This window comes from Streptomyces sp. NPDC098781 (genome assembly GCF_044759995.1).
GTDB lineage: Bacteria > Actinomycetota > Actinomycetes > Streptomycetales > Streptomycetaceae > Streptomyces.
In genome coordinates, this window is record NZ_JBIWAK010000003.1 from 888431 (window position 1) to 901061 (window position 12631).

A 12631-nucleotide genomic window follows, 5' to 3' on the forward strand; every position below is an offset into this window, starting at 1 on the left:
CGTCAGGACACCCGCTGGCCCTTCCCCAGCGCGATCACGCCCCCCTTGGAGACGGTGTACAGGTCGGCGTCCCGCTCCGGGTTGACGCCGATCGTCGCGCCGGGCGGTACGTCGACGTTCTTGTCGAGCACCGCCCCGCGCACCACCGCGCCCCGCCCGATGTGCACGTTGTCGTGCAGCACCGACCCCTGCACCACGGCCCCCGGGTCGACCACCACGCCCGGTGAGAGCACGGACCGCGTGACCTGTCCGCGGATCAGACAGCCGGCGCTGATGATGGACTCGCTGGCGATGCCGCCCGCGTTGAAGCGGGCCGGGGACAGCTGGTTGGAGTGGGTGTAGATGGGCCAGCTGCGGTTGAAGAGGTTGAAGGCGGGGCGCTCGGCGATGAGGTCCATGTGCGCGTCGTAGTAGGCGTCCAGGGTGCCGACGTCCCGCCAGTAGCCCTGGTCGCGGGTGGTCTCGCCGGGCACATGGTTGGCACTGAAGTCGTACAGATGGGCCTCGCCCCGGTCGGTGAGCTGGGGCAGGATCGAACCGCCCATGTCGTGCACGGAGTTCTCGTCCTCCGCGTCCCGCTGGAGCGCCTCGACCAGGGTCTTGGTGGTGAAGATGTAGTTGCCCATCGAGGCGAAGACGCACTCGGGGTCGTCCGGCAGGCCGGGCGGGTCGGCCGGCTTCTCCAGGAAGCTCTGCACCGTCTGGCCGTCCGAGCCGGGGCTGATCACGCCGAAGGACGACGATTCGACGCGCGGCACCCGTATGCCCGCCACGGTGACGCCCGCGCCGCTCTCGACGTGCTGCGCGAGCATCTGGCGCGGGTCCATGCGGTACACGTGGTCGGCGCCGAACACCGCGACGTACTCGGGCCGTTCGTCGTAGACCAGGTTCAAGGACTGGAGGATCGCGTCCGCGCTGCCGAGGAACCAGCGCGGTCCGAGCCGCTGCTGGGCCGGGACCGGGGTGACGTAGTTGCCCAGCAGGCTGGACATCCGCCAGGTCGTGGTGATGTGGCGGTCCAGGGAGTGCGACTTGTACTGGGTGAGGACGCAGATGCGCAGGATGTCGGCGTTGACGAGATTGGACAGGACGAAGTCGACGAGACGGTAGGTGCCGCCGAAGGTGACCGCTGGTTTCGCGCGGTCCGCGGTCAGGGGCATCAGGCGTTTGCCTTCTCCGCCCGCCAGTACGATTCCGAGCACCGAAGGTCCGCCACGACGCATGGCCGCTCCCCTCACCGTGGTTGATCCCAGCCTGCCCCCGGGTGGCGCGCGCTAAGCCTGTTTGAGGATCTCCCGGTAGAGCCCCGCCGTCCGTCGGGCCACCGCGTCCCAGCCGAACTCCCCCACCGCGCGCTCCCGTCCGGCCTCGCCCATCCGCCGGGCGGTCTCCGGGTCGCCGAGCACCGAGTCCAGCGCCCGCGCGAGGCCCGCCTCGAAGTCGTCGTCCAGCGGGACCAGCAGGCCCGTCTTGCCGTCCTCGACGACCTCGGGAATGCCGCCGACCCGCGAAGCCACCACGGGAGTTCCGCAGGCCATCGCCTCCAGGTTGACGATGCCGAGGGGTTCGTACACCGAAGGGCAGACGAACACGGCCGCATGGGTGAGGAGTTGGATCACCTCGGGGCGCGGCAGCATCTGCGGGATCCAGTGCACGCCCGCACGGACCCGGCTGAGCTCCTGGTAGAGATCGCGGAACTCCTGGTCGATCTCCGGGGTGTCGGGGGCGCCCGCGCACAGCACGACCTGCGCGGACGGGTCGATGTCCCGTACCGCGCGCAGCAGATGGGGCACGCCCTTCTGGCGGGTGATCCGGCCGACGAACAGCACGTAGGGGCGGTCGGCGGCCAGGCCGAAGCGGGCGAGGACGTCGGAGCGCCGGTCCGGCCGGTAGAGGGTGGTGTCGATGCCGTTGTGCACGACGTGGACCCGGCCCGGGTCCAGCGCCGGGTAGCAGCCGAGGATGTCCTCGCGCATGGCTCCGGACACGGCGATCACCGCGTCGGCGGACTCGATCGCGGTGCGCTCGGCCCAGCTGGACAAGGCGTATCCGCCGCCGAGTTGCTCGGCCTTCCAGGGGCGCAGCGGCTCCAGCGAGTGGGCGGTCATCACATGCGGGATGCCGTACTGCAACTTGCCGAGGTGGCCGGCGAGGTTGGCGTACCAGGTGTGGGAGTGGACGAGTTCGCGGCCTTCGAGTCCGGCTGCCATGGCCAGGTCCACGGAGAAGGTGCGCAGCGCGTCGTTGGCGGTGTCGAGCGCGGACCAGGGGCGGTGTCGTTGTACGCCCACTCCGCGGCCCTCGCCCCAGCAGTGCACCTCCAGGTCGACGAGATCCCGCAACTCCCGGGCGAGGAACTCGACATGGACACCCGCGCCGCCGTACACATCCGGCGGGTACTCCCGGGTCAGCAGTCCCACACGCACCCGGAACCCCCTGTTCTCAGCGGCTTGTTGCCCTTTCATGGTCACCCAGACGGGGCGCGTGGGGAAGAGCGCGGGGCTCGTGTGAAGCAACAGTCACCGCACACCCCGCCGCCCGGCACCCGGTAGTAGAGGCAACAGCTGTGGCGGCGGAAGGCGTTTCCGGTGAATGTCCCCGTACCGGCCAGCAGCGGGTGGGTGAAGAGCTCCGCGGTCAGGGCGCGGGCCCGGTCGGCGGCGTCGGTACGGCCGTCGGCGCGCGCCCACCCGTCGAGCTGGCGGGCGGCGCCCGCGAGCGCGGATCCCGCGTTGCCCCACAGCAGGCCGGTCGCCACGCGGTAGCGGGCGGTCAGGGCCGCGTGCAGCGGTTCGAGGTGGCCGTGCAGGACGGCGGCCCCTACGCCGGCCGGGTCCGCCCTCCGCGGGTGCACTTCGGTGAGCCACAGGTCGTCGGGGGCGCTGCCCTCGGGGTCCCAGCGGAGCAGACGCGGATCGAGGTCCGGGATCGTGCCGTACAGCGCCGCGCAGCCGAGGGTGACCGACCACAGCCGGGCGGCCAGGCCCAGCTGGGCCACCGAAGCGGCGATCCGCTCCTCGGGGGCGCGCAGGGCGTCCGCGACCTTGCGGATCCGCGAGACCAGCGGATCGCCGTGTTCCGTCGACGGCGGTTCGCCGTACGCCTGCGCGAGGGTCGGTAGGGGGCGAGGAGCCTTCCCCGCTGTGCGTAGTACGAAGAAGCCGCCGAGCGGCCGGAGCGCGGCGAGGCCGGGGTCGAGATCCACGAAGAGCAGTAGTAGCAGGCGCTGTCGGGGTTCTCACCTGAGGGTGTCCGTCCGGGGTCACCCCTCTTGGGGATGACTTGACCGTCGTCGTACTCCATCGGCAGTAGGACACAGTGCGTGCTCTGGGACGACGACGGGAAGAAGTTTTCGAGGGATCGTGTTGAGTATGAGAGCCGACCGATCGCCGCACCGGGGCAACCGTCCCCGTCTCACGCAGAGGAGCAGCTCATGAGCGCCCTCGCGTTGTCCGTGCTTCTGTCGCTCGTCTCCGCGGTGGCCTACGCGGGCGGGGCGATCGTACAGGAGCGGGTCGCGGTGTCGTCCCCGGATCAGCACTTCGCGCCGATGCGCCGGCCGGGCTGGTGGGCGGCGGTGGCGCTGAACGGCCTCGGCGGTCTGCTGCACGTGGTGGCGCTGGCGTTCGGTCCGCTCAGCCTGGTCCAGCCCCTGGGCGCGCTGACGATCGTGTTCGCGCTGCCGATGGCGGCGCTGTTCGTGGGTCGTAAGGCCGGTTCGACGGCCTGGCGCGGCGCCATCATGGCGACCGTCGGTCTCGCCGGACTGCTGTCCCTGGTCGGCGCCTCCGAGTCGCAGTCGCTGGCCACGGCCGAGCGGGTCGCGGTGGCCCTGATCACCGGCGGCGTGGTCGTGACGCTGATGGTCGCGGGCCGGGCCGCCCACCGGCACCCTGCGGTGCGCAGCATGCTGCTCGCGGTCGCCTCCGGCATAGCCTTCGGCATGTCCTCGGTGTTCACCAAGATCGTCGCCGTCGACTGGAACGGCGGGGTTTCGATGGCCGACGTGCCGGCCCTGGCCACGATCGGCGTCTTCGCCACGGCCGGTCTGCTGCTGTCCCAGGCCGCCTACCGGGGCGCGGGACTCGCGGCGCCGCTGGCCACGCTGACGGTGGTGAACCCGGTGGTGGCCGCCGCGGTCGGCATAACGATGTTCGGCGAGACCTTCCGGTACGGCACGACCGGGACCGTGCTCGCCCTCGGCTGCGGAGTGGTGGCGGCGGGCGGCCTGATCCTGCTGACGACGGAGCGGATCGCGCGCACGGAGAAGCAGGCCGAGGTTGCGGCCCCCGCACCGGCGTTCGTCCTGCCCGACGGGATCGAGGGGATCGACAAGGCCGAGGGGATCGAGGACATCGACGACATCGACGACATCGAGAGCATCGAGGGCGTGCTCATACCGGTCCAGGTCGCCCAGGGGCCGTACGAGGAGGCGGCGGAGCCAGTGTCGCGGCCCGACTCGGCCTCCCCGAACGTCTACGGCCCCTTCTACGGCGGCCCGTACGTCCCGATGCCGGTGCTCGACCGGCATCGGACACGCGTCAAATCCTGACGCCGCCGGCCCGGAGGTAGGCCACCGGGTCGATGTCGGAACCGAAACCGGGCCCCGTCCGCACCTCGAAGTGCAGATGCGGGCCCGTGCTGTTGCCCGTGGACCCGGAGCGGCCGATCCGCTGCCCGGCGCCCACCGACTGTCCGTCCTTCACGGAGATCGCCGAGAGATGGGCGTACTGGCTGTAGCTGCCGTCGGCGTGCCGGATCACCACCTGGTAGCCGAAGGACCCCTCCCACCCGGCGCTCACCACCTGCCCGGTGCCGACGGACCGTACGGAGGTGCCGGTCGGCACGGCGAAGTCGACGCCGGTGTGGTAGCCCTTCGACCACGACGAGCCGGCCTTGCGGTACGGCGTACCGGTCGAGGCGCTCACCGGGGCGACCAGGGAGCGACTGCTCGTGGCCTGCTCGTCACGCTCCGAAGAGGTCTTCTTGGGAGCGGACTTGGGAGTGGTCCTGGGAGCAGCCTTGGGGCTGGACTCGGGGGCTGACCTGGGCTTGGTATCAGGGGCGGCCTTGCCGCGCAGGGCGAGCCGCTGCCCCGGGAGGATGAGGTCGGGGTCCGCCCCGATCGCCTTCCGGTTCGCGGCGTACAGGCCCCGCCAACCGCCCTTGACCTCCTGCGACTCGGCGATCTCCGAGAGGGTGTCGCCGTGGACCACGGTGTACATCTCGGCGGTGCCCGCCCGCGACTGGGGCGTGGTCTGCGGCTGGACGTCCTGGACGGAGGTCTTCGAGGTCTTCTGGGCCCTCTTGATGGTGCCGGCCGGCTGGATGTCGGGGGTGTCGCCGCCCCTGGTCAGTCCGGCACGCACCGAGCACACGGGCCAGGCGCCGGGCCCCTGCCCGTCCAGCACCTTCTCCGCGACGGCGATCTGCTGGTCCTTCGTGGCCAGGTCGGCGCGTGCCGCGTACCGGGCGCCGCCGTAGGCCTCCCACGTCGACTGGGCGAACTGGAGACCGCCGTAGAAGCCGTTTCCGGTGTTGACGTGCCACCTGTTGGTCGACTCGCAGGCCGCGACCTTGTTCCAGGTGTCCACGTCGGCCGCGTGCGCCACGCCGGTGCCGATGAGGGGCAGCGCCATCCCGGCGCCGCCCGCGGTGACCGTGAGTGAGGCGCGGTTGATCCTGTTCGGCTGGTACCGGCGGTGCCGGCCGCGTACGGCCATGAAGGAGCCCCCCATTGACATGCGTCAGGAGGGGCAAAAGTAAGCGCCGCGAACAGGCCATGACAAGACGGAAAATCAGCCTCCCGTTCACGCCAAGTGGCGCGTAAGGGGCGCGCGTTGTCCGGTGCCGGTGACCACTGAGTGCGCCGGGGCGTTTCGTGCGTATGTGCCTGCGACATCGCGCCACCCGGATGTGCGCTCGGAGTACGGGCACGTCAGGATGGACGATGGGGCAATACTGGCGGGCAGGACCGGCACCGCTGCGGTCCGGCACCGCGTTATATCGAGGTCACTAGGAGCCAACGCATGAGCACTTCGGCGCAGATCGGCGTCACGGGTCTCGCGGTCATGGGCCGCAACCTCGCCCGGAACTTCGCCCGCAACGGCTATACGGTCGCGGTGCACAACCGGACGCCGGCGCGTACGCGGGCGCTGGTGGACGAGTTCGGGAGCGAGGGCGAGTTCATCGCCGCCGAGACCGCCAAGGAGTTCGTGGCGGCGCTGGAGCGGCCGCGGCGGCTGGTGATCATGGTGAAGGCCGGTGAGCCGACCGACGCGGTGATCCAGGAGTTCGCGCCGCTCCTTGAGCCCGGCGACATGATCATCGACGGTGGCAACGCGCACTTCGCCGACACCCGGCGCCGCGAGCGGGACCTGCGCGAGCAGGGCATCCACTTCGTCGGCATGGGCGTCTCGGGCGGCGAGGAGGGCGCGCTGCACGGCCCGAGCATCATGCCGGGCGGCCCGAAGGAGTCGTACGACTCGCTGGGCCCGATGCTGGAGAAGATCTCCGCGAAGGCGAAGGACGGGGCGCCCTGTGTGACCCACGTGGGTCCGGACGGCGCCGGGCACTTCGTGAAGATGGTGCACAACGGCATCGAGTACGCCGACATGCAGCTGATCGGCGAGGCCTACCAGCTGCTGCGCGACGTCGCCGGGTACGAGCCGGCGCAGATCGCGGAGATCTTCCGGACCTGGAACCAGGGCCGCCTCGACTCGTACCTGATCGAGATCACCGCCGAGGTGCTGTCGCACGTGGACGCCGCGACGGGCAAGCCGTTCGTGGACGTGGTCGTCGACCAGGCCGAGCAGAAGGGCACCGGCCGCTGGACGGTCCAGATCGCCCTGGACCTGGGTGTGCCGGTGTCCGGCATCGCGGAGGCGGTCTTCGCCCGCTCCCTGTCCGGGCACGCGGCGCTGCGCGAGGCCTCGCGCGGACTGGTCGGCCCGAAGGCCACGCCGCTGGGCGAGGCGGAGGCGGCGGCCTTCGCCGACCGGGTCGAGCAGGCGCTGTACGCGTCGAAGATCGTGTCGTACACGCAGGGCTTCCACGAGATCGACGCGGCCCGCGCCGAGTACGACTGGGACATCGACCTGGGCGCGGTCTCGGCCATCTGGCGCGGTGGCTGCATCATCCGCGCGGCGTTCCTGGACCGTATCCGCGCCGCCTACGACGCACGCGCCGACCTGCCGAGCCTGCTGTCGGACGAGACGTTCGCGCGGGAGATCGCCGACGCCCAGGACGACTGGCGTGAGGTGCTCGTCGCCGCGACCCGCCAGGGTGTGCCCACCCCGGGCTTCGCGGCGGCCCTCGCGTACTACGACGCGCTGCGCGCGGAGCGGCTGCCCGCGGCCCTCACGCAGGGGCAGCGGGACTTCTTCGGTGCGCACACCTACCGGCGCACCGACCAGGACGGCTCGTTCCACACGCTGTGGGGCGGGGACCGCTCGGAGGTGTCCGCCTAGGACCTGCCCGGTCCGCCCTGTGTGACCGCCCCGTGCCCGGATCGCCGATCCGGGCACGGGGCGGACCTGTGTCCGGGTGAGGCCGTACTGCTCCGAGTGGCGCAGCCGAGTGGTGGGCGTCCGTCCGCGCGCCGAGGCTGGCCTACGCCGTTCCCGTCCGCAGTCCCTGGGTGACGGGCGGCGCCACGCGGCGTCGTCGACGTCGACGTGTCCGGGACGTCGGAGAAACGGGATCACATGGCGGAACAGGGCATCGGAACGGGCTGTCTGCCGTCCGTTCGAGGGAGCGGCGGGTCCGTGCGAAAGCGGACGCGGTACCGGTACGCACGAGGGCGCTGGATGTACGGCGTGGCAGGTCTGGTCCTCCTGGGCGCGCTCGCCCCCACCCCCAGCAGTGCCCTGTCGGCGCCCGCGGGCGAGGCGCGGCCGGGCGCTCCCGCACGGTTCGTGCCCGGTCCCTGCCCGGCCACGCCCGAGCCGGTGCCGGGGCGGTGCGGGGTCCTTGAGGTGCCCGAGAACCGCGCCCGGCGCGGCGGACGGACGATCCGGCTGGCCGTCGCGATCATCCCGGCCGTCTCGCGGACGCCGGGCGCGGTGCCCGTGGTGTTCATGACGGGCGGTCCCGGCGGCGACGCGATCGGCGACATCCCCTTCCTGATCGACTCCGGCCTGAACCGCGACCGCGATCTGATCGTCATGGCCCAGCGCGGCACCCTCCACACACGGCCGAATCTCGCCTGCCCCGAGATCGACCGCTTCTACGCCGAAGCCGTCGGGCTGCGCTACGACGCGCCGTCGACCGGGCAGCGTCTGGTGCGTGCGACCCGGCAGTGCCGGGACCGCCTCACCGCCGGCGGAGTCGAGCTCGGCGCCTACAACACCACCGAGAACGCGGCGGACTTCGCCGACCTGCGCAGGGCGCTGGGCATCGACCGGTGGAACGTCTACGGCTACTCCTACGGCACCGACCTGGCCCTCACCTACCTGCGGCTGCACCCTCGGGGGATCCGCTCGGTCGCGATCGACTCCGTGGTTCCGCCGCAGATCGTCAGCCTGCCGTGGACGTGGGACAGCGCCCGTGAGGGGATCCACACGATCTTCGCGGCGTGCGCGGCCCAGCCGCGCTGCCGCAGCCGCTACCCGAACCTCCCGCGTCTGCTGACGGAACAGGTCCGACGGCTGGAGGCACGCCCCCTGACCCTGATGGCGCGGCCACCGGCGGGCGGGGACCCGGTGCGGGTCGTCCTCGACGGGGGCGCGTTGGTCAATCTGCTGGTCGCCAACGCCGTCCCGGCCGTCGACGTCCCCGCCGCGCTCGACGAACTCTCCCGTGGCAACCCGACCCGCTTCGCGCGGGCCCGCGCCGCCGGATCGGCACCCGTCGTCGGCGAGTTCGCACACGGTCTGACCCAGTCGGTGGCCTGCGCCGAGTGGGTGCCCGGCCATACCCGTGCCGACCTGCTCAGGGCGGGACGGCGAGCGTTTCCCGGCTGGCCGGACACGGTCCTGGCGCAGGCACCGCAGCTGCCCTTCGAGCACGACGTCTGCCGGGTCTGGAACGTCCCGGACCGTACGGCCGTGCAGCGGGTGACGACGGCCAGTGCGCTGCCGACGCTGGTGCTCTCCGGAACCTTCGACGCGAAGACCGGGGCGCGCTGGGGCGCTTACGCGGCCCGGACGCTGTCCCAGTCGACCACGGTGCGGATTCCCGGCATCGGCCACTGGGTGGTCCCGCAGTCGCCCTGCGCGCAGCAGGTCCTCGCCTCGTTCCAGGTACGTCCGCTCGCGCCCGACACCCGCTGTGTGGCGCACCTCGCGCCGAAGCCGTTCACCATCATCCCGACCCCGGAGACCGCATGATGTCCGTCCGCTCCTCCCACCACCGGGGCACCGCCCGACGGCTCCCGGCCACGCTGGCCGGGGCCACGGCCGGCCTCCTCGTCGCCGGCCTCGTCGCGACACCCGCCCGCGCCGGGGACGACTCCGGCGCACCCCTCGGCACGGTGGCCCGCACCGTGGGCCACGCCCGCTTCGTGCCGGGACCCTGCCCGAGGACCGCGGACCCGGTCCCCGCCCTGGAGGGGGCTTACTGCGGCACGCTCACCGTGCCCGAGAACCGCTCCCGGCCCACGGGGCGGAAGATCACCCTCGGCGTCGCCGTCGTGCGGGCGGCCACCGGCAGACGGGCGTCCGACCCGATCGTGTGGTTCGCCGGCGGACCCGGCGACGACGCGGTCTCCGAGGCCCAGCTGGCGATCGACGGCGGCCTGAACCGCGACCGGGACGTCATCTTCATGTCCCAGCGCGGGACCTACTCGGCCGACCCGGCGCTGACCTGCCCGAACATCGACGAGTTCAACGCGCGTGCCCTCGGCCTGGTCTACGGCGCCCCGTCCACCGGACGGCTGCACGTGCGGGCGACGCGCGCCTGCCGCGACCGGCTGACCCGCCTAGGCGCCGACCTGCCCGCCTACGAAACCGCCGAGAGCGCCGCCGACTACGCCGACCTGCGTCTCGCCCTGGGCATCCGGTGGTGGAACGTGTTCGGCATCTCCTACGGCACCGACCTGGCGCTGACCTACATGCGCAAGTTCCCGCAGGGCATCCGGTCGGTCGGCATCGACGGTGTCCTGCCGCCGTCCCTGGCCGGGGCGAGCCTCACCTGGAGCGCCGCACGACAGGGCTTCGACGGCCTGTTCCGGGCCTGCGAGCGGCAGCCCTCCTGCAACCGCCGCTACCCGGATCTGCGGGGCACCTTCGAGCGCCTGGTCCGGCGCCTCGAAGCCCGGCCGATCGTCACCACCGTGACGGTCCCGGACCGGCCCTCGCCGGTCCGGGTCGTGCTGGACGGCGGGGTCCTGGTGAACTGGCTGACCTCCGCCACGCATGTGGCAGCCGGAGTTCCGCGTTCGATCGACGAGCTGGCCCACGGCAACCCGCAGCGGATCGCCCAGCAGTGGGCGGGCGGAAAACTCGCCCCGCAGGCCATCGGCCGGCTCGCCCACGGGCTGGCGTACGGCGTCTTCTGCCGTGAGTGGACGCCGTACGAGAGCGAGGCCGACGTGCTCCGGGCCGGGCGGCGGGCGTTCCCGTCGTTCCCGCGCTCGGTCCTGGTCAACGCGCCGCAGCTCCCCTTCCTCCACGCCGACTGCCGCGCCTGGAAGGTCCCTCCGGCTCCGCGCTCGATCCGGAACGTGACGTACAGCGCCATCCCGACGCTCGTGATGTCGGCCGGGTTCGACGCCCAGACCGGGGCGAGCAATGGGGCCTACGTGGCCCGGACGCTGAGCCGGTCCACCGCCGTCACGGTCCCCTACGTCGCCCATGTGGCTTTCGCCGAGTCACCGTGCGCGCGGGCGATCACCGTCTCGTTCTTCCGGTCGCCGAACGCGCCGGACCGGTCATGCCTGGCGCGCGTCCAGCCGCCCAGGTTCGAGATCGCGCCGTAGGACCGGCCCGGCGGACGCTCAGGTCAGCGGCGGTCCGGGCTCCGGGTTCGGCACCGGCTCCGGTCCCGGCGGGATCGGCGACGGGGAGGGCGGGCTCGGGGGCTCCGGCGCGGGCGGTGTCGGTCCCGGGCCCGGCGGGGGCGGCCCCGGGGTGGGGGGCGGTCCGGGGGCGGGCGGTCCCGGTGCGGGCGGTTCGGGAGCCGGCGAGGGCTCCGGGGGCGGGACCGGGTGCGGCTCGGGGTGCGGGGGCTCCGGAGGCGGCGGCTCCGGGCTGGGTGTCGGTCCGGGGTGGACCGGGTCCGGGTACGGGTTCGTCATGGCGTCCTCCAGAACAGTCCATCGGGCATCGGCTCTGGACTACTCCCCCGCGTACCCGAAGGCCGCGCCACCAGTCACTCACCCGCGTCAATGCGGGCGCCCAAGTGGGCCCGTCGGAGGCGGTGCTGACCCGGCGGCGCGCGCCGTCAGAACCGGTCGGGGTGCTCCCGCAGCCAGTCCATCGCCGCCTCCACCAGCCGCGGGTCGGCGGCCGGCGCCTCGTCCGGGTGCCGTTCCGCCCACTTCACGACGTACGGGCACAGCGGCGCCACTCCCGTGCCCTCGCGCGCGGCGATGCCGTACAGCTCACGGGCCAGGGAGCCCGCGATGCCCTTGCCCTCGTGGGCCGGTTCCACGATGGTGTGCACCGGGACCAGGGCGCGCTCCGGGGCTTCGAGCACGAAGTACTCGATACGGCCGATGACTTCGTCGCCCTGGAGGGCCTCCAGACGGCCCGCCGCCCGGTCGTCGCGGATCTCGATGTCGCTCATGGCACGCTCCCTGGTCCGTCTTCCCTCTGAGGTCGAGCGCGTCCGTCAGGCCACGGGCACGGCCTGCGGGCTGCGCTCCTGGTCGGAGCCCGGCACCGGCTCGGACGGGTCGGCGCCCAGGGCCACGATCCGGTTGGCGCCGTCCACGTGCACGACCCGCGGCTCGAACTCCCGCGCCTCGGCGTCGGTCATCTGAGCGTAGCTGATGATGATCACGAGGTCGCCGGGGTGGACGAGATGGGCGGCGGCCCCGTTGATCCCGACGACCCCCGAGCCGCGCTCGCCCTGGATGACGTAGGTCTCCAGACGGGCGCCGTTGGTGATGTCGACGATGTGGACGAGCTCGCCGGGCAGCAGATCGGCGGCGTCCAGCAGATCCGCGTCGATGGTCACCGATCCCACGTAGTGCAGGTCGGCCTGGGTGACGGTGGCGCGGTGGAGCTTGGACTTGAACAGAGTACGCAGCACTTTGGACTCCTGGAAGACGGCTCCCTGCCTGCTTTGTGCAGGTCAAGGGCGGTCTTCACTCTACAGGGGCACGCGTCAAAGTCGATGATTGTGAGGAACATCGCTTCACTCTGCGAGCAGGCTCCCTGCCTGGACTTCCGGCGCCAACCAGGTTGTTGTGAGGCCACCGATGAGGTGCCTGTTCGAAGCACCCTTGAGGATGGTCGGGGACTGTTACTGACCAGATGCTGACTCACCTGACGCCACATCAGATTCACGCGGGTCACAGGACGACTCGCTGCCCGGGAGCACCTACTGCAGCCCGAAGGATCCGCGAGGAGCCCACGCGGTCGGCGTCAGGCGCACGGCCTTCGCGTCCACCTATTAGATTTCTGGAATCTTCAGTTCTACGACCGACAAGCCCCGACTCCCTCGCGACCAGTGAGCCGTCTCCTTC

The 12631-nt window shown here is 71.9% G+C and carries 10 protein-coding genes; 4 read left to right on the forward strand and 6 right to left on the reverse strand.

All coding sequences use genetic code 11. From position 1 onward, the window contains the following. Window positions 1-2 precede the first annotated feature (2 nt). Genes glgC through ACIQWG_RS15825 form a run of 3 tightly spaced genes read right to left on the reverse strand, consistent with a single transcriptional unit; the run spans window position 3 to window position 3205 of the window. A complete protein-coding gene (gene glgC, locus ACIQWG_RS15815) occupies window positions 3-1223 on the reverse strand; it encodes a glucose-1-phosphate adenylyltransferase (RefSeq protein ID WP_404095361.1) in 1221 nt (406 codons plus the stop codon). 51 nt (window positions 1224-1274) lie between these two features. Continuing rightward, window positions 1275-2426, reverse strand: coding sequence for a glycogen synthase (gene glgA, locus ACIQWG_RS15820; RefSeq protein ID WP_404095363.1), 1152 nt, complete (start codon window positions 2424-2426; stop codon window positions 1275-1277). A gap of 41 nt (window positions 2427-2467) precedes the next feature. Then, the gene (locus ACIQWG_RS15825; protein WP_404095365.1) at window positions 2468-3205 is read right to left on the reverse strand and encodes a (2Fe-2S)-binding protein; all 738 of its coding nucleotides are present in this window, start codon (window positions 3203-3205) and stop codon (window positions 2468-2470) included. 228 nt (window positions 3206-3433) lie between these two features. Here ACIQWG_RS15825 and ACIQWG_RS15830 point away from each other — a divergent pair, with 228 nt between their 5' ends. Next, window positions 3434-4552 carry a DMT family transporter gene (locus ACIQWG_RS15830; RefSeq protein WP_404095368.1) on the forward strand — a complete coding sequence of 373 codons (1119 nt, stop codon included), beginning with the start codon at window positions 3434-3436 and terminating at the stop codon, window positions 4550-4552. Here ACIQWG_RS15830 and ACIQWG_RS15835 read toward each other — a convergent pair. Next, the gene (locus ACIQWG_RS15835) at window positions 4542-5723 is read right to left on the reverse strand and encodes a transglycosylase family protein (RefSeq protein ID WP_404095371.1); all 1182 of its coding nucleotides are present in this window, start codon (window positions 5721-5723) and stop codon (window positions 4542-4544) included. The two genes, ACIQWG_RS15830 and ACIQWG_RS15835, sit on opposite strands and share 11 nt — an antisense overlap. A 306-nt stretch (window positions 5724-6029) precedes the next feature. Here ACIQWG_RS15835 and gndA point away from each other — a divergent pair, with 306 nt between their 5' ends. The 3 genes from gndA (at window position 6030) to ACIQWG_RS15850 (ending at window position 10918) form a co-directional block, all read left to right on the forward strand. Then, a complete protein-coding gene (gene gndA / locus ACIQWG_RS15840; RefSeq protein WP_404095373.1) occupies window positions 6030-7469 on the forward strand; it encodes an NADP-dependent phosphogluconate dehydrogenase in 1440 nt (479 codons plus the stop codon). Window positions 7470-7808: 339 nt separating this feature from the next. After that, window positions 7809-9329 carry an alpha/beta fold hydrolase gene (locus ACIQWG_RS15845; RefSeq protein ID WP_404095880.1) on the forward strand — a complete coding sequence of 507 codons (1521 nt, stop codon included), beginning with the start codon at window positions 7809-7811 and terminating at the stop codon, window positions 9327-9329. Beyond that, complete coding sequence (locus tag ACIQWG_RS15850) at window positions 9326-10918, forward strand: alpha/beta fold hydrolase (protein WP_404095375.1); 1593 nt, start codon at window positions 9326-9328, stop codon at window positions 10916-10918. The genes ACIQWG_RS15845 and ACIQWG_RS15850 overlap by 4 nt, the downstream gene beginning before the upstream one ends. 464 nt (window positions 10919-11382) lie before the next feature. Here the strand turns inward: ACIQWG_RS15850 and ACIQWG_RS15855 are convergent, their stop codons facing one another. Then, window positions 11383-11727 (reverse strand): GNAT family N-acetyltransferase, encoded by a 345-nt coding sequence (locus ACIQWG_RS15855; RefSeq protein WP_404095377.1) that lies wholly within the window; start codon window positions 11725-11727, stop codon window positions 11383-11385. A 45-nt stretch (window positions 11728-11772) separates the two neighbouring features. Then, a complete protein-coding gene (gene panD / locus ACIQWG_RS15860) occupies window positions 11773-12195 on the reverse strand; it encodes an aspartate 1-decarboxylase (RefSeq protein WP_404095378.1) in 423 nt (140 codons plus the stop codon). Window positions 12196-12631: the final 436 nt, after the last annotated feature.

Bases quoted from the DNA above. Each gene is read 5' to 3' on its own strand.
- glgC (WP_404095361.1), bottom strand. From the start codon at position 1,223: ATGCGTCGTGGCGGACCTTCGGTGCTCGGAATCGTACTGGCGGGCGGA.
- ACIQWG_RS15830 (WP_404095368.1), top strand. From the start codon at position 3,434: ATGAGCGCCCTCGCGTTGTCCGTGCTTCTGTCGCTCGTCTCCGCGGTG.
- ACIQWG_RS15835 (WP_404095371.1), bottom strand. From the start codon at position 5,723: ATGGCCGTACGCGGCCGGCACCGCCGGTACCAGCCGAACAGGATCAAC.
- gndA (WP_404095373.1), top strand. From the start codon at position 6,030: ATGAGCACTTCGGCGCAGATCGGCGTCACGGGTCTCGCGGTCATGGGC.
- ACIQWG_RS15845 (WP_404095880.1), top strand. From the start codon at position 7,809: ATGTACGGCGTGGCAGGTCTGGTCCTCCTGGGCGCGCTCGCCCCCACC.
- ACIQWG_RS15850 (WP_404095375.1), top strand. From the start codon at position 9,326: ATGATGTCCGTCCGCTCCTCCCACCACCGGGGCACCGCCCGACGGCTC.
- ACIQWG_RS15855 (WP_404095377.1), bottom strand. From the start codon at position 11,727: ATGAGCGACATCGAGATCCGCGACGACCGGGCGGCGGGCCGTCTGGAG.